The 18778-nt window shown below is 60.4% G+C and carries 16 protein-coding genes and 1 pseudogene; 8 read left to right on the forward strand and 9 right to left on the reverse strand.

The genetic code is table 11. The features are described 5' to 3' along the window. Positions 1–31 precede the first annotated feature (31 nt). The 3 genes and pseudogenes from GVK95_RS08990 to GVK95_RS09000 form a co-directional block, all read left to right on the forward strand. A complete protein-coding gene (locus GVK95_RS08990) occupies positions 32–355 on the forward strand; it encodes a hypothetical protein (protein ID WP_244618739.1) in 324 nt (107 codons plus the stop codon). Further along, a complete protein-coding gene (locus GVK95_RS08995) occupies positions 352–993 on the forward strand; it encodes a CDP-alcohol phosphatidyltransferase family protein (RefSeq protein WP_159948721.1) in 642 nt (213 codons plus the stop codon). Before GVK95_RS08990 ends, GVK95_RS08995 begins: the two co-directional genes overlap by 4 nt. Positions 994–1104: 111 nt before the next feature. Continuing rightward, positions 1105–1238: pseudogene (locus GVK95_RS09000) on the forward strand (IS3 family transposase); the annotation flags it as partial. Between the two features lie 197 nt (positions 1239–1435). On the opposite strand, the gene GVK95_RS09005 reads toward GVK95_RS09000, so the two are convergent. The 5 genes from GVK95_RS09005 to GVK95_RS09025 form a co-directional block, all read right to left on the reverse strand. Next, positions 1436–2248, reverse strand: coding sequence for a nickel-binding protein (locus GVK95_RS09005; protein WP_159948723.1), 813 nt, complete (start codon positions 2246–2248; stop codon positions 1436–1438). A 905-nt stretch (positions 2249–3153) separates the two neighbouring features. Continuing rightward, a complete protein-coding gene (locus tag GVK95_RS09010; protein ID WP_159949484.1) occupies positions 3154–4419 on the reverse strand; it encodes an ABC transporter substrate-binding protein in 1266 nt (421 codons plus the stop codon). Between the two features lie 19 nt (positions 4420–4438). Further along, positions 4439–5485 (reverse strand): aldo/keto reductase, encoded by a 1047-nt coding sequence (locus tag GVK95_RS09015; RefSeq protein ID WP_159948725.1) that lies wholly within the window; start codon positions 5483–5485, stop codon positions 4439–4441. A gap of 2 nt (positions 5486–5487) precedes the next feature. Continuing rightward, on the reverse strand, positions 5488–5838 hold the full coding sequence (locus GVK95_RS09020) for a TIGR04076 family protein (RefSeq protein WP_159948727.1): 351 nt from the start codon (positions 5836–5838) through the stop codon (positions 5488–5490). Positions 5839–5848: 10 nt separating this feature from the next. Beyond that, on the reverse strand, positions 5849–6583 hold the full coding sequence (locus tag GVK95_RS09025) for a GntR family transcriptional regulator (RefSeq protein ID WP_159948729.1): 735 nt from the start codon (positions 6581–6583) through the stop codon (positions 5849–5851). A gap of 91 nt (positions 6584–6674) precedes the next feature. On the opposite strand from GVK95_RS09025, the gene GVK95_RS09030 reads away from it, so the two are divergent. From GVK95_RS09030 to GVK95_RS09050, 5 genes are read left to right on the forward strand one after another with little or no spacing between them, the layout of a single operon-like run. Next, a complete protein-coding gene (locus GVK95_RS09030; protein WP_159948731.1) occupies positions 6675–7487 on the forward strand; it encodes an ABC transporter ATP-binding protein in 813 nt (270 codons plus the stop codon). Next, positions 7484–8230 (forward strand): ABC transporter ATP-binding protein, encoded by a 747-nt coding sequence (locus GVK95_RS09035; RefSeq protein ID WP_159948733.1) that lies wholly within the window; start codon positions 7484–7486, stop codon positions 8228–8230. Before GVK95_RS09030 ends, GVK95_RS09035 begins: the two co-directional genes overlap by 4 nt. Continuing rightward, positions 8227–9138 carry a branched-chain amino acid ABC transporter permease gene (locus GVK95_RS09040; protein WP_159948735.1) on the forward strand — a complete coding sequence of 304 codons (912 nt, stop codon included), beginning with the start codon at positions 8227–8229 and terminating at the stop codon, positions 9136–9138. The genes GVK95_RS09035 and GVK95_RS09040 overlap by 4 nt, the downstream gene beginning before the upstream one ends. Beyond that, entirely contained in the window at positions 9135–10106 is a 972-nt protein-coding gene (locus GVK95_RS09045) for a branched-chain amino acid ABC transporter permease (RefSeq protein WP_159948737.1), read from the forward strand. The genes GVK95_RS09040 and GVK95_RS09045 overlap by 4 nt, the downstream gene beginning before the upstream one ends. Positions 10107–10111: 5 nt before the next feature. After that, complete coding sequence (locus GVK95_RS09050; protein WP_159948739.1) at positions 10112–11575, forward strand: aldo/keto reductase; 1464 nt, start codon at positions 10112–10114, stop codon at positions 11573–11575. Between the two features lie 230 nt (positions 11576–11805). Here the strand turns inward: GVK95_RS09050 and GVK95_RS09055 are convergent, their stop codons facing one another. The 4 genes from GVK95_RS09055 to GVK95_RS09070 form a co-directional block, all read right to left on the reverse strand. Further along, positions 11806–13125 carry an HlyD family type I secretion periplasmic adaptor subunit gene (locus tag GVK95_RS09055; RefSeq protein ID WP_159948741.1) on the reverse strand — a complete coding sequence of 440 codons (1320 nt, stop codon included), beginning with the start codon at positions 13123–13125 and terminating at the stop codon, positions 11806–11808. Then, positions 13112–14899, reverse strand: coding sequence for a type I secretion system permease/ATPase (locus GVK95_RS09060; protein WP_244618740.1), 1788 nt, complete (start codon positions 14897–14899; stop codon positions 13112–13114). The genes GVK95_RS09055 and GVK95_RS09060 overlap by 14 nt, the downstream gene beginning before the upstream one ends. Before the next feature lie 115 nt (positions 14900–15014). After that, positions 15015–15737, reverse strand: a complete 723-nt coding sequence (locus tag GVK95_RS09065; RefSeq protein ID WP_159948745.1) for a hypothetical protein — start codon at positions 15735–15737, stop codon at positions 15015–15017. A 135-nt stretch (positions 15738–15872) separates the two neighbouring features. Continuing rightward, positions 15873–18608, reverse strand: a complete 2736-nt coding sequence (locus GVK95_RS09070; RefSeq protein ID WP_244618713.1) for a TonB-dependent receptor — start codon at positions 18606–18608, stop codon at positions 15873–15875. Positions 18609–18778: the final 170 nt, after the last annotated feature.

The raw sequence follows: 18778 nt of genomic DNA on the forward strand, positions 1-18778 counted from the left end.
AGGGGTGCATGTCCTTTTTGCCTTCATTGCAATGGGAGGTTGGGCGGTCTTCGTCAATCTTGGCCATGACATGCCGCAACCGATTTATGCCGGCCTGGTTCAGGGCACGATGTCGGCCGGCCTGACGCTCTTGCTCAAATCGGTGATCGATGGCCTTTCGCGCCGCATTGCTTACCCGGTGCAGTTATGGGCTCCGCCGGCGATTGCCTGCCTCGGGTCGGCCAGTCTTCTCGTTGCGATCCATGCAGCAAGTGGCACACCGGAAATATGGAAGACCATCGCAGTTCCTCTTCTGGTGTCGACCAGTTACGCCACGATCTACAATTACTCGATTTCTGCAAGGCGAGGGCCATGACCGATACAGGCGACAGACGACCGCTGGACAGTCGAAATACCCGCTGGGCCGGCGCCATTGCCCGCTGGTTGGCGGCGCGCGATATCAGGCCCAATCAGATATCCCGGGCAAGCATGGCGGCGGCGGCGATTGCCGGCGGAGCGTTCTATCTGGCCGGTACTGCCAGCGACTGGCCACGTGTGAGCTTGCTGTTGCTCGCAGCACTCTGCTGCCAGGTCCGGCTGCTTTGCAACCTCTTCGACGGCATGGTTGCCATCGAAGGCGGAAAGAGAGAGCCTGACGGTCCATTCTGGAACGAGTTTCCCGATCGCGTCGCAGACCTTCTGATCTTCGTCGGCCTCGGCTACGGTCTCGGCGTCCCGGATCTTGGATGGGCAGCCGGAGCCTTTGCCGTGTTGACGGCCTATATCCGTGAACTTGGCCGGGCCAATGGCCATCCGAGCGACTTCTCCGGCCCAATGGCCAAGCAGCATCGAATGGCGACAGTAACAGCAGCGGCATTGGCGACGCTTGTCGAACCGCTCTGGGATGGACACAATCAGGTGCTGACAATTGGGTTGTCCGTGGTCGTGATTGGCGCTGCTTTCACGACACTCCGCCGTGCAAACACGCTGATCAAGCGCCTGAAACGCGGCTGACGCGATTGAGTAGTGTGGCCTGCTGCCGGTTTATCGGACACGAGGTTAGGTTCATCCCTGAGCCGCCCTGGATTCGCTAGAGGTTCCAACTTCTGTGAAAGTGGAGCCACTATGCGCAAGACGACTAACAAGTTTTCCGGGGAAGTCCGCGCCCGAGCCGTTCGGATGGTTTCGGATCACGGCGGCGAGCGTTCTTTTCGATGGGCGGCGGTGGCTCTATCGCCGCCAAGATCGGCTGTACAGCGTAGACGCTATATGAATGGGTAACGAAGGCCCAGCCATTCGGTATTTCCACAGGCAGCAAAGTCTCTCGGAGAGAACAGGCGCCTTTTGCCGTTCTACAGCGTGACTGTGTCGTAGCGAGAATATGTCGGAATTGATATCGTCAGGAACAGATCAAGGTAGCAACTGGAAAAGATCATCTGGACGCGGCAAGTCATAGCTAGTTCAACCATTCGCAGCGATATGCCAGGACTGGCTTTGCAAATCCTTTCAATCTGTGGTGGCTGCCATTTGTGAACACACTAGTCTTGCCATACTCCTGGCATACGTTTTCTGATATCAGGATTTGATCGCTACTGGCGGCAGCACAAAGCCTTGCTGCGAGTTGCACCGTCTTGCCGAAAAGATCGTTGCTGTCTTCGACTGGTTCACCACAATCCAGTCCAATGCGGATGTGAATTGGCTCGGAACTGCCCAAGTTGAAGTGATGAAACTCGCGCTGGATATCAATGGCGCAGTCTACGGCAAACACCGTGGACGAGAATGCGGCCATTATTCCGTCCCCGGTATGCTTGACTTCACGGCCCGATCGCCGTCCCAGGCAACCGCGAACGAGGGCATCGTGAGCCCTGACAAGTTCGGTGGCCATGCGATCGCCAAGTCGTGATGTCATTTCGGTAGATCCGACGATGTCGGTGAAAAGAACCGCCCGGTGACCAGCATCCATATCTCTTGAAGTCGCCACGGCCGCTGTAGGATCCTGTATTCGCCCGAGGAACGCCTCGACGGCGGATAGTGCTACCTCGACGACTTCGCCAGCGATGAATCCATGCGCCTCTCGATGCACGCACTGCGCGGTTTCCACGTCCGGCGCATCGATGAGACAGAAGGTCGTTCCACGTCTATGGTCAAACCAGTAAGTCAGAAACTTGACGCCATACTGATCCTGAATATTGAGATCTTTCAGGTGCGCCTCAGCAACATCCGCAGCAGAAGCGCCGGCAAGATCGTGCCGGTCCATGAAGATAGGCATGAGTTTCCTCCCGAAGGTCCATTGCCACATCCAAAGAGTATTTTACGACAGTCATGGACAGTCGTCCATCTCTGACCGCGCAACGATCCTCCCTCATCGGCTAAACGCTCATGGGCCGGAGCCCATCTGCATTTGACCAATGGCGATCTCCGACGCTGCTACAGTCCGAAGTCGGCGGCATGGCCACATCCGGTTCGGCACATAGTTGAGTGCCTCCGTCGCTTTGGCGATAGTCTCGCTGGCCGATGCAGAGACCGCGTCCGGTTTGCAAAATGTGCGATACGGTGGGGGGATGTTTTCGCCATAGTTCGCTTTTGCCGATGTCGTGAGTTGAACACGAGTGCATTGCGCCGGTTGCGCCAGCGCTAGTCGGCGTTCTGCCAGCCACGACTTGCCAGCCACAACGGGCTCAGTGCATGGAACGGACGCGCCTCATGTTGGTCAGATCGCCCACCATGACCGTCCACCTCCCTTCGCCTGCGCTGAGCGATCATCGTCCATTTCGATTTTCCTCCCTTGAGGTACACAGTAGATCCAGCTGATCTGTGCTTACGCTGACGGTGGTGCGCGTTTTCCGGGCTTCTCGGCACCGCCACCGGCATTGGTGCCGTCTGTCTCGACGGCATCGCGGCGTGTTCCATCCGAGACACTGTCGGCGAGACACTGCCGGGATGCGGGTCACTGGCTTCGTGCTTGGATGCGGGAGCTGACTTGCTGGGTTCCTGGGAGATGGCGGTATCCCTTTGACGCCAATGCATGGCACCGCCATAAGTTCCGATCGGCCAGCTGGAAACAGGAAGCTCACCCAGAATGAGCGCGCGCCAAAAAGGCCGAGCGCACCCTTCGACCCGAACGACAACGGGCAGCCTTTCATGGCTGCCCGTTCCGACGTTTGACTGTGCCGGTTACTTGCCGAGCGAAGCCTTGATCTTGGACACGTCCTCGGATGGCATTTCGCCGACTGTCGTCACCTCGCCATCGGTAATCTTCCACAGGCGGAAGGGACCGGTGATGTCACCATACTGATCAAAGCTGACCGGTCCGATGACGCCTTCATATTTGATCGGCTTGCCTTCCTTCAGCAGCGCCAGGGCCTTTTCGAATTCCGCCTTGCCAGCATGGATTGGCGTGCCGCCAGGCGCGGTCACTTCGAAAATGGCGGCCTTGATGGCATCCTTTTCAGGCTTTCCCGCCTTGGCGATAGCAAGCGCCACGATGGCGCCGGCATCATAGGAGCGGTCGGCCGCCGGAGCGGATGGCGCAATGCCGCCGGAGAACTGTTCGTAGTTGGCGTTGAAATACTCAGTCGAGGCCGTCGGCGTCGTACCGGACGAGGTACCATAGGCTTCGTTGAGATACTGTGCGCCGACGCTTGCGATGAAATCCTTGGAGTTCATGCCGTCGTTGAACAGGAATTTCTGCGCACCGCCGCCGGAGATCCAGGCGCGGGCGATCGTGGCGCCGTCGACCGGGGTTGACACGAGGTAGAGCGCATCCGGTTCGTCGGTCATGGCAACGGAGGCTTCGGAAGAATAGCTCGCCTGCTTTTCATTGTAGGGCGTGGTCGACGTGATCGTGCCGCCGAGCTTGGTGTAAGCTGCGGTAAACTCGTTCATCAGATTGTTGCCGAAGTCATTGTTGACGTGAATGATGGCAATCTTCTTCATGCCCTGGTCGAGCGCGTATTTCGCCGCTGCGGTACCCTGCAGTGCATCCGAGGTGATGGTGCGGAAGAACACGCCATTGGTCTTGCCATCGCGACCGAGTGCCGTCAGCGTCGGCGAAGACGAGGCTGGCGAAACCTGCACGACACCAGCCGGCGCTGTAACGGAGGTGAGGATCGGGATCGATACCGAGGAAATGATGCCGCCGATGATGACCGGCACCTTCTTGATATTGACGAGCTGGGTCGCCTGATCCACGGCGACATTGCCCTGGCTCTGGCTGTCGCGCGTGTCCATCACGAGCTTGCAGCCGCCCACGCCGCCCGCATCATTGAAATCGCGGAACGCCATTTCGACGGATTTTGCGCCTGCCTTGCCATATTCCCCGGCAGGACCGGTCAGTTCCATCACGACACCGACGGTGATGTCGCAGTCCTGCGAAACTGCCGGGGCTGCGCTGAGCGCGATGCCTGTGAGCATGGTGGAGGCGAGTACCAGTCGTTTCATATTGTTCCCCTTGTTCATGTCATTCCCCTTTGTTGAGATTGTATTTCATGATGCTGCCGTGGCGCCCCGTGCGATCGCGCTCGAGTGTATAGACGTCGCCCTCGAGTTCCTGAGCGCCGACCAGCGCGGCGTCGATCTCGGCAAGATCGGCGTCCGACAGGGCGACACTGGCAATGGTGAGATTGGACGCGAGATGATCGCGGTTGCGGGCGCCGACGATGACCGCAGACACTCCCGGCCGGCGCAGCATGGCGGCACTGGCAATCGTTGCAATATCGGTGGTGTGTCGGTCTGCGATCTTGCGCAAGGCCTGCAACAGCGCCTGGAAGAGATCCCATCCGCCCAGATCGTCGATGATCAGCTTGTATTTGGTGAGCGAGCGGTTCTCCAACGGATGCTCAGGCTCGGTCTTGCCGAGCCAGCGATCGGATAGAAAACCGCCGGCGACCGTGCCGTAGCAAAACAGCGCGACGTCATGGCGTTTTGCCAGGGCCACCATGCGCTTTTCCGGGCGTCGGTCGAGCAGAGAATATTGCAGTTGCAGCGAGGTGAAGGGGATACCGGCATCGAGGATCGTATGCACATGGTCGCTGTCGAAATTGGTGCCGCTGATCTTGTCGATCCGGCCGTCGTCCTGCAATTCCTTCAGCCAACCGAGCGTTTCCAGCCATAACGGCATCTCGTAGTCCCACCAGTGGAACTGCACGAGATCAAGGCGCTCAAGGTTCAGGCGCTTGCGCGACGTGTCGATCACGCTTTCCACATAGGCCTTGGTGATAGTTGGCAGAATGCCGAGATCGGGGACGAACTTGGTATGCACGCGGATGCGATCCACGGCAGACTGTCCGTGCGTGTCGCGGTAGTGTCGTCGAAAGCGACCAATCAGGTCTTCGACGCCGGTATAGATATCGGCGCAGTCGAAGGTGGTGATACCCGCATCGGCAAAGGCCACCATGTCGTCGATCGCCATTTCATGATCGACCGCACCGTGGCCGCCAGCCAGTTGCCAGCCGCCGCGAATGACGCGGGAAATCTCATAGTCGGGGGCGATGGTAATGCGCTGCATGGTCACTGTTTTTCTTCGAGAGGGACTGCGGTGGTGTCGGCATGGCTGAAGCGGCGACGGCCGGTGCGCCGGATCCTCAGCCGGGTCGAGCAATTGGGATCGGGGCAGGCGATATCTGCATCCGTCGTCATCCAGTCATGCGCATGGGTCGGGCGTTGCTTGGCGGCCAGCAGCGGCAAGACCGAGGCGAGCGAGTAGATGGAAATGCCCTGTCCCGCCGGCAGATGTAGCATTTCACCCCGCAGTTCGAAATAATCGCCGGGCTTCGCGCCGCAATAGACGGCGCCATTTTCCGGGATCACCACGTCGACCCGCAGGTCGAAAAGCTCGAATGTATCGTCGGCTTCGTTCATAGCACTTTCCTCATGCTGCTTCGTCGCCGGCATCGAGACGGCCGCGCACCAGGTCGAATGAGCGTCCAATGTCGTTTGCCAGCGCGTCGACCGCCGCTTGTTCGTCGCGAGCCTCAAGCGCCGCCACGATCGTCCAGTGGTGATTGGTTGCGGCAAGTCCCCCTTGTTCGTCGTGGATATGGGCTGCCGCACGCACCACCGGACCGGACTGTAGCCAAAGGCTTTCCACCATGGGAATCAGCACCTGCGAACCTGCGGCCCGGTAGATCTGGAAATGAAAACGCTGGTTGATCTCTGATGTCACCGGCGCGATGTCCTGGCCGTGCCTCTCAAAGGCGGCCTCGCAATCCCTGTTGGTTTGTTTCAACCCCTCGTGATCGTCTGGCGTCAACCGGTGGCAGGCGAGCGCCACCAGACGGCCCTCGATCAGGATGCGCGCGCGCTCCAGATCATCAAGGCGTTGTCGGGTGATCAGAGGCACGCGAACCGAGCGGTTGGGAAGGGCTTCCAGCGCCTGTTCGGAAACAAGCCGGCCGAGAGCCTCGCGCACCGGCATTGTGCTCGTCTTCAATCTTTCCGCCAGATCGACGATGCGCAGCATGTCGCCGGCAGCAAAGCCGCCGTTGATCAAGGTGCGGCGCAACTGGCCGTAGACACGGTCCTGCACCGTCTCGCGCTCGACCGGTGTCAGGCGGGGGGTGAGCCGTTCATCCCTCTGGTCGACCGTTTCCGCAATTCCTGCCACCAATGCGCCTTTCAGGAAATATCGGTTGATTTTAGTCCTGTCGTAAAGTTTGATCAAACATCAACGACCAGATCAAGGCCTCTTTTTGCATATGACTGCCGAAACTCTCCAACCACCAGCGCCAGCGTCGCAAGCTGTCGCGCCGCCATCGATAGAGGCACGACATCTGTCCAAGCGGTTCGATGGGCTGGCTGTTGTTTCGGACATGTCACTAAAGGTCGCTCAGGGCGAGATGGTCGGCCTGATTGGCCCGAACGGTGCCGGCAAAACGACCATGTTCAATCTGCTGGCCGGCAGCCTCAAGCCGAGTGCTGGCGAGATTTGGATCGAAGGCCGCGAAGTGTCCGGCGAGCCGCCGGAGCGACGCATTGCCCATGGTGTCGCCCGTACCTTCCAGATCCCGAGACCGTTTCCCGAAATGAGCGTGCTCGAAAATCTGCTGGTCGGCGCGCAAAAGCAGCATGGCGAGAGGCTGTTTGCCAATTTTCTCACGCCCGGACGCGTAAGACGCGAAGAAAAGGCATCGCTTGAAAAGGCCCGTGACCTTCTGGAGTTCGTCACGCTTTCGCCGCTTGCGCATCAGCCGGCTCGCGTGCTTTCCGGCGGTCAGCGCAAGCTTTTGGAACTGGCGCGCGTGCTGATGGCCGATCCGCAGGTGATCTTGCTCGACGAGCCGGCAGCCGGGGTAAACCCCGCCCTGCTGGAGGTGCTTATCGAGCGAATCGTGGCGCTGAACGGGCAGGGGAAGTCGATCCTGCTGATCGAGCACAACATGGAGATGGTATCGCGGCTATGTTCGCGTGTTGTCGCAATGGCGCTCGGCAAGCCGCTGGCACAAGGCTCGCCGGCGGAGGTCGCGGCCGATCCTGCGGTGATCGAAGCCTATCTGGGAGGTGGCGCATGACAAGCCCAGCTCTTGCAACATCTGCGCTTTTCGCTGGCTACGAAGCCGATCTGCCGATCGTGCGCGGCGTGGATTTCGCAGTCAAAAAAGGCGAGCTTGTCATTCTTCTCGGGCCGAACGGTGCAGGAAAGTCAACCTTCGTCAAGGCAATCGCCGGCATGGTCCCGGTCCATTCGGGCACGATCCATCTGGGTAGCCAGGATATTACAAGCGTTGCGCCGCATCGCAAGTTGGCGCAAGGGCTGGCCTTTGTGCCGCAGACGGACAACGTCTTTGCCAGCATGAGCATTCTGGAAAACCTGCAGATCGCCGTGGCGCTCCTGCCCAAATCAGCGCGCGTTGCCAAGATCGATGCGCTGTTTGCCAGGTTTCCGGACCTCGCCGTTCGGCCGACGCGGCTGGCCGGAGCCCTATCAGGCGGGCAGCGGCAGATGCTGGCGGTTGCCCGCGCACTGGCGCTGGATCCGCCGGTCCTGATCCTGGATGAGCCGTCGGCCGGGCTGTCGCCGAAGATTGTCGCAGAGGTGTTTGCCATGCTCAAACGTGTCAATGGCGATGGCGTTACGATCGTGCTGGTCGAGCAGAATGTGAAGGCGGCGATGGCGATTGCCGATCGTGCCGTCATCTTGGCCGAAGGGTGCATGCGCCACGAAGGAACACCCGCCGAACTTGCCGACGATCCGCTGATCGGCCAGATCTATCTCGGCACGGCGCGGCACGCCTCTGGCGGGGTGGCCCGATGAACTCGCAGTTTCTCATGGATGGACTGATTGCCGGCGCCATCATCGGCCTCGGTGCCATCGGCGTGACGCTCACCTATTCGATCCTGCGCTTTTCCAACTTTGCCCATGGCGAGTTTCTGAGCTGGGGCGCCTATCTTGCGCTCGGCATCAGCAGTGCGCTTGGCGTTCTGGGAACGGGCTTCACCACGCCGCTCGGTCCCTTTTCCTTCGGCTGGTCGCTGCCGATTGCGGCCGTCTTGGCCATCGCCTTGACCGGACTTCTGGCGCTTGCCGTCGATGCGCTTTTGTTTTCCAGCTTCCGCCGACGCGGCAGCGCCATCATCATCATGGTCATGGCGAGTTTCGGCGCATCGCTTGCGCTGCGCAGCCTGCTCGAATTCCTGTTCACCTCGAAGCCTGCTTATTTCAGCCAGGCGCTGCAGATCGCCATGAAGCTGGGCGGCGGCCTGCGTGCCACGCCGGATCAGTTGGCCATGCTGGTTGTGGCGCTGGTCTCGGTGGTCGCGGTTCATCTGATCATGACCCGAACCGATATCGGCCGGGCCATGCGTGCCGTCAGCGAAAACCCGGGGCTGGCCGGCATTGCCGGGATCGATGTCCGCCGCGTCATCCGCACGGTCTGGTTTCTGGGAGCCGCCCTTGCCTGCATTGCCGGCATGATGAGTGGCCTGATCATCCAGATCCGTCCCTATCTTGGTCACGACCTGCTTTTGCCGCTGTTCGCAGCCGCCATTCTCGGCGGCATCGGCTCGGTTCCGGGTGCCATGATTGCCGGGCTTGTCATTGGTCTGTGTGAGGCGTTCACGGTGCAGATCATCGGGGCGGAATGGCGGGCGGCGGTGTCCTTTGCCATTCTCATTGCGGTCCTTGTCATTCGCCCCCGCGGCCTGTTTGGAAAAGCCTCATGATCCTCGATCTCGCCGCCTATGGCGCTTTCTTTCTGACCATGGCGCTTACCTATGCGGTCATCTCGCTGGGCCTGAACGTGCAATGGGGGATGACCGGGCTGTTCAATGTCGGCATTGCTGGCTTTGTGGCTGTCGGCGCCTATACGTCGGCCATTCTGACCACGCCGGAAACTGCGGACCGCTTCGGTGGCTTCGCTATGCCGATCGCAGTCGGCTGGTTGGGGGCCGCCATCGTCTCCGGGGCACTTTCCTGGGGTGTCGGCGCGTTGACCATCCGGCTCAGGGCCGATTACCTCGCGATCGCCACTTTCGGTGTCGCAGTCACTGTCCAGCTTTGCATGCTCAACCTGCAGCCGCTGACTGGCGGCGCCTTCGGGATCGGCTTCATCCCGCGGCCTTTTGCCGAACTGCAGGGCGATGCCCTTTTGTTCAGCCTGGCCAATTGCGGCTTGATGGTGATCGTCGTACTGGCGCTGTATCTCGGCCTGCAACATCTGTCGCGCAGCCCCTGGGGTCGCGTGTTGCGCGCCATCCGCGAGGACGAGACGGCCGCACAAGCGCTGGGCAAGCAGCCTGTCCGCTTTCGCCTGCAGGCGTTCACCGTCGGTGGCGCGATCATGGGGCTTGCAGGTGCGGCCCAGGCGCATTTCATCGGCTTCATCGCGCCGGATAATTATATGCCGGTCCTGACTTTCCAGGTCTGGGCCATGCTGATCGTCGGTGGTTCCGGCAACAATCGCGGCGCGATTGCCGGTGCGGTGCTGGTCTGGGGTCTCTGGGCGGTGACGGCTGCTGTCGTCTCGGCCTTCGTACCGCCGGAAGATCAGGCTCGCGCTGCCGCCTTGCAGATCGTCGCCATCGGCGTCGGCCTCTGCCTCATGCTCCTGCTGCGTCCTCGCGGCCTGTTCGGCGAGGTGAGCCCGCTTGCCCGCCTTCGCAGCAGCCTGCCCTTATCCGACAAGGAATGACCACGATGCATCCACAACGTACAAGCCTCGCGCCGGGACTGTCGATCAGCCGGCTCGTCTGTGGCCTCTGGCAGGTCGCCGACATCGAGAAGCACGGCGCCACCATAGACCCGGAGCAGGGTGCGGACGCGCTGCAGGCCTATTCGAAAGCCGGTTTCGACACATTCGACATGGCTGACCATTATGGATCTGCGGAGATCATCACCGGCCACCTGCTGAAACGTTATCCCGCCGGATCCGGCCGGCCGGTCGCCTTCACCAAATGGTGCCCAGAGCCGGGGTCGATGACCCGCGATGTGGTGCGGCGCGGCGTGGAAGAGCGGCTGGCACGGCTCGGCGTCGATACGGTCGATCTCCTGCAGTTCCATTGGTGGACCTTCGAACACCCGGCATGGCTCGATGCCCTGCACGAGATGCAGGCGATGAAGGAGGAGGGGCTGATCGGCGCGCTCGGCCTGACCAATTTCGACGCAGCCCATCTCAATCTTGCATTGGCCGACGGCATCGAGATCGCCAGCAACCAGGTGTCCTTCTCACTGATCGATCGGCGCGCGGCCGGTGATCTCACTTCCCTTTGCCTGAAGACGGGCGTGAAGCTTCTCGCCTATGGCACACTGTGCGGCGGCTTTCTTTCCGAGAAATGGCTTGGCCAGCCGGAGCCGGCAACGATTCCCGATTGGAGCCGGTCGAAATACAAGCGTTTCATCGACACCGCGGGCGGCTGGGCCGTCTACCAGGGCATTCTGAACGCCGCATCCGAAATCGCCCGCAAGCATGGGGTTTCGGTCTCCAACGTTGCCAGTCGCTGGGTTTTGGACCATCCGGCCGTCGCTGCCACGATCATCGGCGCGCGGCTGGGTGAGAACCAGCATCGCGATGACAACCTGAAGGTCTTCACCTTTGCGCTGGATGAAGACGACCGGACACGGCTCGACAATGCCTTTGCGGCCAGCAGCCACATTCCCGGTGATTGCGGCGACGAATATCGCAAGCCTCCCTTCCTGACGGCCTCGGGCGATCTCAGCCATCACCTGGAGGCAATCCCGTCCGTTTACAAAGCCGTGCCGGTGCCTGGTCGCAAGAACCGGCTGCGCGTCTCGTCCGGCAGCATCTGGGAACCGCTGGCCGGCTACAGCCGGGCGGTCAGAACTGGCGATCGCATTCTGGTGTCGGGGACAACCGCGACCCATGGCGCTGACCGGTGCGTGGCACCTGGCAATGCCGGCGCGCAGGCCACTTACATTCTCGACAAGATCGCGGCGTCCATCACGGCCTTGGGCGGGCGTATGGAGGATGTCGTGCGCACACGGATCTACCTGAAGGATGCCGCGCAATGGGAGCCGGTATCGCGAGCCCACGGCCGGTTCTTTTCCGACGTTCTGCCAGCAAATACAATGATCCAAGCCGGCGCTTTGATTGGCGACTATGAGGTGGAGATCGAAGCCGAAGCAATGTTGGACCCACAGTAAAATTATGTGTCGCTATGCGGATAGATTGAAATTTCGGGGTCTATACGGCTTTTCATTGATCAGAACCCATTAGCCGCAATCTCTGCGGTCGATGGATATGATGCTTCGGCCTGGCAGCGAGCTTGCTGTAGTTCGTGAAACACGGGCCCGGCTCAGCGTTTGCTCTGAACTGATGGGGTGGATACCGCCTCCGACGGGGCACCTACCCCACCAGTCCAAAACGACATCTGCTACTGTTCGCGGAAGGCGCGGGAAATTTGGTCGGCCAGCGGCTTGAGGAGATAAGAGAGGGCTGACCGTGTGCCGGTCTGGACGAAGGCCTCGGCCGGCATTCCCGGGACCAGCACAAGCCCGGTCAGCGTGTGTTCTTCGTTTGCGTTTACCAATAGCCGGACCAGATAGTAGGAAAGCCCCGTTTTCTCGTCGGTCGAGAGATCTGCGGCCACGCGGCTGACATGGCCGTTCAACTCTGGCGTCGTCCTCTGATTGAAAGCCGAAAGACGGATCATTGCTTTCTGTCCCGGCTGAACCTGATCGATGTCCTTGGGAGAAATGCGTATTTCCAGAGACAGCGTATCGCTTTTCGGAACGATCAGCATGATGGGATCCGCCGGCGTGACCACACCACCGACCGTGTGAACCGCAAGTTGATGCACCACGCCGGATTGCGGCGCGATGATATCGATCCGCTTGAGCTTGTCCTCAGACGAAATCTTGCGTTCGACATATTCGCCGATATTGCCTTGAACCTCGCGCAGTTCCCGGCCGACTTCGGTCTTCAGGTCCTGGTCGATCTGGATCATGGCCAGTTTCGTCTCGGTAATACGACCGGCGATCTGCGCCTGGTAGGCGATCTTCTCACCAAGCTCTCCGCCAAATGTTGCAAGCTCCGTCTTCAATCCATTGAGGCGTTGGTCCGAAACGGCGCCCTGCCTGCGCAGTTCGGCAAGCGAGGTAATTTCGCTCAGCAATACCTTGCTTCCTTCGCGATAGGCGGCTTCCTGCGCGCGCAGTCCTTCGATCTCATGGCCAAATTGCAGGATGCGTTCGCTCAGTTGCGCCTTTTGTCCCTCGCGCGAAGCCTTGCGGAACTCGAACAGGCGCGTTTCGCTGTCGACTGCCGCAGTTGCGTCGGGCTGCCCCCGCTGTCGCTTGTCCAGCAACGGTTCGGGGAAACGGATGTACTCGAGATCGTCGCGCTCGGCCTGAAGCCGGGCTTGCCGGGCCATAAGTTCATCCAGCCGCTTGCGGACCATGTCGAGATTAGCCCTAGCCTGCGTCGCGTCGAGGCGTATCACCACGTCACCGGCAGCAACACTGTCGCCCTCGTGCACCAGGATTTCCCCCACAACACCGCCTTCCGGATGCTGGACTTTCTTCACATAGCTGTCGACGACGAAGTGGCCGCTGGCAACGACAGCACCAGAAAGGTTGGTCAAGGCCGCCCAGGCTCCTGTGCCGCCGACCAGCAGAATGCAGGCAACAATACCCACGAACGAATGGTTGCGGATCGAGCGGCTGACGGAGGCGTCCAAGTCATGGAGCAACATCGATATCCTCCTGATTGGCTGCTGGGGAATTGCCTTTTTGGCGATCGTTACCGGGCGAGGCAACCACTCGCAGTGGAGAAGTCCCATAAGGGGCCGGCTGATAGGGACGAACGTTTTCCTGCCGCGGCAGCTTCGTTTGCAGTACCTCTGCGAGCACCTTTTCACGCGGTCCGAATGCCTTCTGCCGGCCGGCTTCGACCACCAGAACGAAATCAACAGCGGCGATGGCGCTGGGCCGGTGGGCGATGACGACAGCAATACCCTTGCGTGCGCGCACCGAGCTGATCGCCTTCACGACGGCTGCTTCTCCGTCAGCGTCCAGGTTGGCATTCGGTTCGTCGAGGACGAGCAGGAAGGGCTCGCGGTAAAGCGCGCGCGCGAGGCCGATTCGCTGGCGTTGTCCGGCAGACAGCGCCGATCCGCCTTCGCCGATCCGGGTGTCATAGCCGTGCTCCATCCGCAAGATCATGTCATGCGCGCCGGCGGTCTGCGCCGCGGCAATGACGGCCTGCGAATCCGGCTCCTCCTCAAGCCGGGCAATGTTCTCAGCGATGGTCCCGTCGAAAAGCTCGACACCCTGCGGCAGATAGCCGATATGTGGGCCGAGTTCGTCCCGGTTCCACTGATCGAGGCTTGCGCCATCGAGCCGAACCTTGCCGGCTGCGGGCGACCAGGCGCCGACAAGGGCACGCGACAGGGTCGTTTTGCCTGAACCGGAAGGGCCGATGATCCCTAGTGCATTTCCTGCTTGTATGTTGAACGTGATCCCGGCGACCGCTGGGCTCTTTTCACCGGGTGGCGCGATGACGAGCGCTTCCACGTTGAGATCAGTCTGTGGTCGGGGCAGGGACATGACGGGTTTTTCAACTTGAACCCGTGCCAGCAGTTCCTTGAGACGGGCCCAGCTCTGTCTTGCCATAAGATAGGGTTTCCACGCCGCGATCGCCTGATCCACCGGTGCGAGTGCCCTTCCCATCATGATAGAGCTGGCAATCATCACGCCACCGGTCGCCTCCTGATTGATCACCAGCCAGGCACCGACTCCGAGCAGCGCCGATTGCAGCATCATGCGCAGTGCGCGCGACAGGTTGCCGAGACCGCTGAGCACGTCGCCGGACTTTCGGTTGGCGCGGAGATAAGCGGCATTGGCTTGTTGCCAGCGCGCTGCCGTGCGCAGGCCGAGCCCCATGGCATGGACGACTTCGGCGTTCCGGCGAGTGGCCTCGAGAAGCCCGTTGCGCGACATGTTGGCCGAGGTCGCCTCACGGATCGGATGGCCGGACAGGAGATTGGTCAGGATCGTCAGGCAGATCAGCATGATGGCGCCGGCCAGAGCCGTGACCCCGATCCAGAAATGGAAGAGAAAGCTGATGCCGAGATAAAGCGGCATCCAGGGCAGGTCGAAAAAGGCAGTGGGTCCATTGCCTGAGAGGAAGCCGCGCACATTGTCGAGATCGCGCAGAGGCTGCAGCCCGTCACCAGGCATCCGGGTTAAAAGCGGCAACCGGACGACCGCATGATAAACGCGGGGCGACAGGTTGTAATCGAACCTTTCACCGATACGCAGCAGCACGCGTGCCCTGATGATGTCGAGCAGGGCCTGGAATGCATAGAGGCTGGCCGCCAGAACGGCGAGGCCGACAAGTGTCGGAATGCTACCGCTGGAAAGGACCCTGTCATAGACCTGCAGCATGAACAGCGGAGAGGTCAGCGCCAGGATATTGGTGACGCCGCTGAGCAGGGCAATGGCGGCCAATGGGCCGGTAATTTTCATGGCATTGCCTGCCAGGGCCTGTTCCGTGCGATTTGCCGTTTGCATGCGGTCGACGCGCTCCTAGTTTGTAACGAGGTGGTCGCGCGCATAAGCGCTGCGCGCGACCTTGTTGCCTTTAGGCGAACATAAAGTCGGAAGCGTCGAGCACGCTTGACGAAACGCCGTGGAGGGTGATGGTGTCGTTGGTATACTGATTTCCGACAACGGCATTGCCGTTGAGGTTTGAGAAGGTCAAATCGCTAAAATCGGAAAGGTACCAGCCAGAGACATCCAGTGTGTCTACGCCGTCCTGATAGCCATACGTGCCGGCCGGACCGGCCTTCACGATATCGTTGCCGGAAGAGAACACGAAGGTATCGGCGCCACCGAAGCCGACAAGCGTGTCGGAGGCGGTAGTGTCAAGAATCTCGGTGCCGACGGCTGACAGATAGTCGTAGAGGCTGTCGAGCGAGCTGTTGACAGTCAGATCATAGATGGCCCAATCGAAGACGTCCTGGCTGGCGCTCGGGAAGGTGCTGTCCGGTGTGATCACGAGATCGGCGGAAACGCTGAATCCGGTCGACGCAGACTGGCTGAAGCCGGTGCCGAGTGTGATGCTGTCGACCGTTCCGGTCAGGTTGCCGCGGGAATACTGGAATTCGCCTTCCATGTAGATGCCGTTGCCGCCGGAAGAGCCATTGCCCCACTGCTCATAAACGGTCGTTGCGAGTGGATTGGTGACAAGGCCGTTACCCTCGTCCCAGAAAGCGCCATAGGTCGAGCTGTAACCGCTCGTCCAGCCGTTGAGGTAGCCTTCCATATTGGCGGAGGCGGAGCTAAGTTGGATGACTGCAGCCATGGGGTTTCTCCTTGAGTGGCTGTTGACAATGGCCCGGACAACTGTCCGGACATGGTATCCCCGGGGCAGGCCATCATCCTGGCCCGGGGAATTTTTTGGTCGGCGCAGCTGCGAAGCCGCACGACTCGGGAACTGCTAGAACTTCATTTTCAAGGTTGCGATGAAGGTGCGTCCGGGCGCGGTATAGTCGCCTCCTGCCGGGAGATAGTTCCTATCCGTGACGTTGTTGACGGCAAACCGCAGCGTCGCCGCATCGGTCACATTGAAGGAACCGTAGAGATCCACTGTGGTGTAACGGTCTGAGGCTTCGGCCAGATCACCATCGGAATCATAGGTCCTGCCCTGATTGGGACTGACGTGGTTGACGCGTGCGCCGAGTGAGAGCCGTTCGTCGAGAAAGCGCATGCCACCGTCCACGGTCAGCTTCATCTTCGGCGGAACGTTGCCTGACGTCGCAAAGATGTCGCCTGTGGTCGTCTGGCTGCCGTTCGAAAAGATCTCAGTCTTGGTCGGCCATTTGGTATCCAGCAAGGTGGCCGTGCCGCCCAGCCAGAATGCACCGGTGTCGTAGTTGCCTTCCAGTTCGATCCCCTTCATGCGGGTCGTGCCATCGACATTGACGAAGCTTCTGTATGTCCGGCTGCTGACCTGCGAGGTGTAGATGTCACCCATCACGATGAAATCCTCGATCTCGCGATAGAAAACTGCAGCTTTCATGCGAAGCGCGTCTCCTCCGGTGAGAACATCGTCCAGGCTGACATTGGCGCCAATCTCATAGGTCTTTGCGGTCTCGGAGCGGAGATGTTCGTTCGGAGCGAAGGTGATGCCAACGTTGTCGCTGGGCGTGCCGCCGGTGAGAAAGGCCTCAAGAATGGTGGGAGGGCGGTAGCTTTCGGAATAGCTGGCATAGGGCCGGAACCAGTCCACCGGCTTGAATTCTACAGTAGCCGATGGCAGCCAGGCACTGTCGATGCGGTCGATATCGACTTCGTATTCCGGGAAGTCTTCGACAGGGGGAGCTTGTGTGGCTGGGACGGTGTCGCCGGCCACATACCAAAGGCCATCGATCATTTCGCCGGCTGCGTTCAAGGCCGCGCATGTGCGGCCCCGCAATACGGCATTCACGGCAACGCCGGTAGTTGGATTGATACCTGTCGTGCAAACCGCCGTGCGAAACGTATAGTTGACAACATCGTAGATCTGGCCCCAGGCACCCCAGGTGGTGACTGCCTGCGCAACATGGGCGGGTATGGTCACTGTGGTTACCCGGCGATTGAAATAGCTGGTCGTCCCCTTCAGTCGTGACCAGTCATAGCGGATCCCGGCGGAAACGCTGACCCAATCCGCCGGTTCCAGCGTTCCGTTGAGAAAGATGCTCGCCATGTCGCGCCGGCCCGGAGGGCTGAACGCCGTATAGCTGCTGGCCCAGTCCGGGTTGGCCGCGATCGTCTCGCTATAGGCAGACGAGTTGGCGAGATCGCGAAACGCCTCGGCGCCGTAGTTCAGGGTGAGTGGTCCGGCGATGGTGTCCAGTTCGCTGGTATTTTCCAGCGATACCCCGAAGCTCTTGTTTGCCATATCGATACTGGTTTCAGGCGCCCCGTTCGTACGCGCTTCGCGGACCTCGTGGGTCATGGAATCGTTGAGCCACAGCAGGCCCTTCATATCAATCAGCGTGGATTCCGGATCCCAGGCAAATTTGGCCGTTACGCTGTCGTTACGCGCGTCCTCATGATTGAGGCTTTCGCCACCGGACGAGCCGTACAAGAAGGAATTGTCCTGGTGCATCCAGGACAGCGATGTCTGCACATCGCCAAAATCTCCTTCAAGCTTGAACAGCGAGCTCCAGTTGCTGCGGCCGAGCAGGTTCTTCATGTTGGTTTCGGTGGTGGTCGCATCGCCGTTGCGGCCGATCGCATATTCACCGAGATTGGAACTGCTGAAGCCGCCGGTCAGCGAGAATGGCGTGTCGCCAAGCCGGGTCCCACCAAGAACAGAGCCCTGAAAATGATAATTGTTCGTGCCGGTCGAGGTGTTCGTCTCGACACCCCAAGTCCTGCCGTCGGCGATCAGGTCGTCCGCACCGACCGTCTGGAACTCGACCTTTCCGCCAAGCGAACCGGCACTGCCGGAGGTGGCGGACGTTCTCTTTTCGACTTCGACGGCGCGGATGAATGCGCTGTCGACGAAGGCCTGACCCGAATTGGAGATGTAATTGCCACCACCGAAGCCGGCGCCGCGCTGGGCATTCTGGCGTGCACCATCGATCGAGACTACAACACGGCCGGAATCCTGCAGGCCGCGGATGTTTGGCGAGACGGTGGGGAAGCTGCCATTGCCTTCGCCAGCATAAACGCCGGAAATCCGGTTGAAGATATCGCGGGTATTGCGAATGCCGGCCGCCTGAATCGCCTCGCGGCCGATCACGCTGAGACTGCTCGGCGTCTCATAGACCCAGTCGGGCGTGCCCTGATAGCCGGAGCCGGTGGTGGCATTGCCACGACCTCCGGCGACAGTGATTGTTTCGAGGACTGTGGATCCGTCGTCCGGCGCGATGGAGGCGTCGCTGCCAGTCTGGCCGGTACCGATTACAACAGCCCGATTACCGGTGAACCGGAAGGGAATACCAGTGCCGGCAAGCATGGTCGCGAGAGCCGCCTGCGGTGTCATGCGTCCCCGGACGGCATTGACCGTGATATTGGTCGTGGTGCCCGAGGCCTGGCTCACCTGAATGCCGGACTGGCGGTTGAACGTGGCAAGCGCTGATGCCAGCGGCTGGCCAGCGATATCGAAATTGCGCAGATCCGCTTGCTGTGATTGCTGGCCTGCGGCGGGAGCGGCCGTTTGCGCCAGACCTTGTCCGCAGAACATGACGGTGCCGAGGGCAACCGAACTTAAGAGAAACCCAATTTGCCCGGCGTTGCCCTTCCGGAAAGGATATCGCCTGAAAGCTACTCGTTGTACCATTACCCACTGCCTCTCCTGACTTGGCGCACCGGTCGAACCGGTTTGCTGACAGAAAGACACATCAGTAAGGTGGT

Source organism: Rhizobium sp. 18065 (assembly GCF_902706095.1).
GTDB lineage: Bacteria > Pseudomonadota > Alphaproteobacteria > Rhizobiales > Rhizobiaceae > Allorhizobium.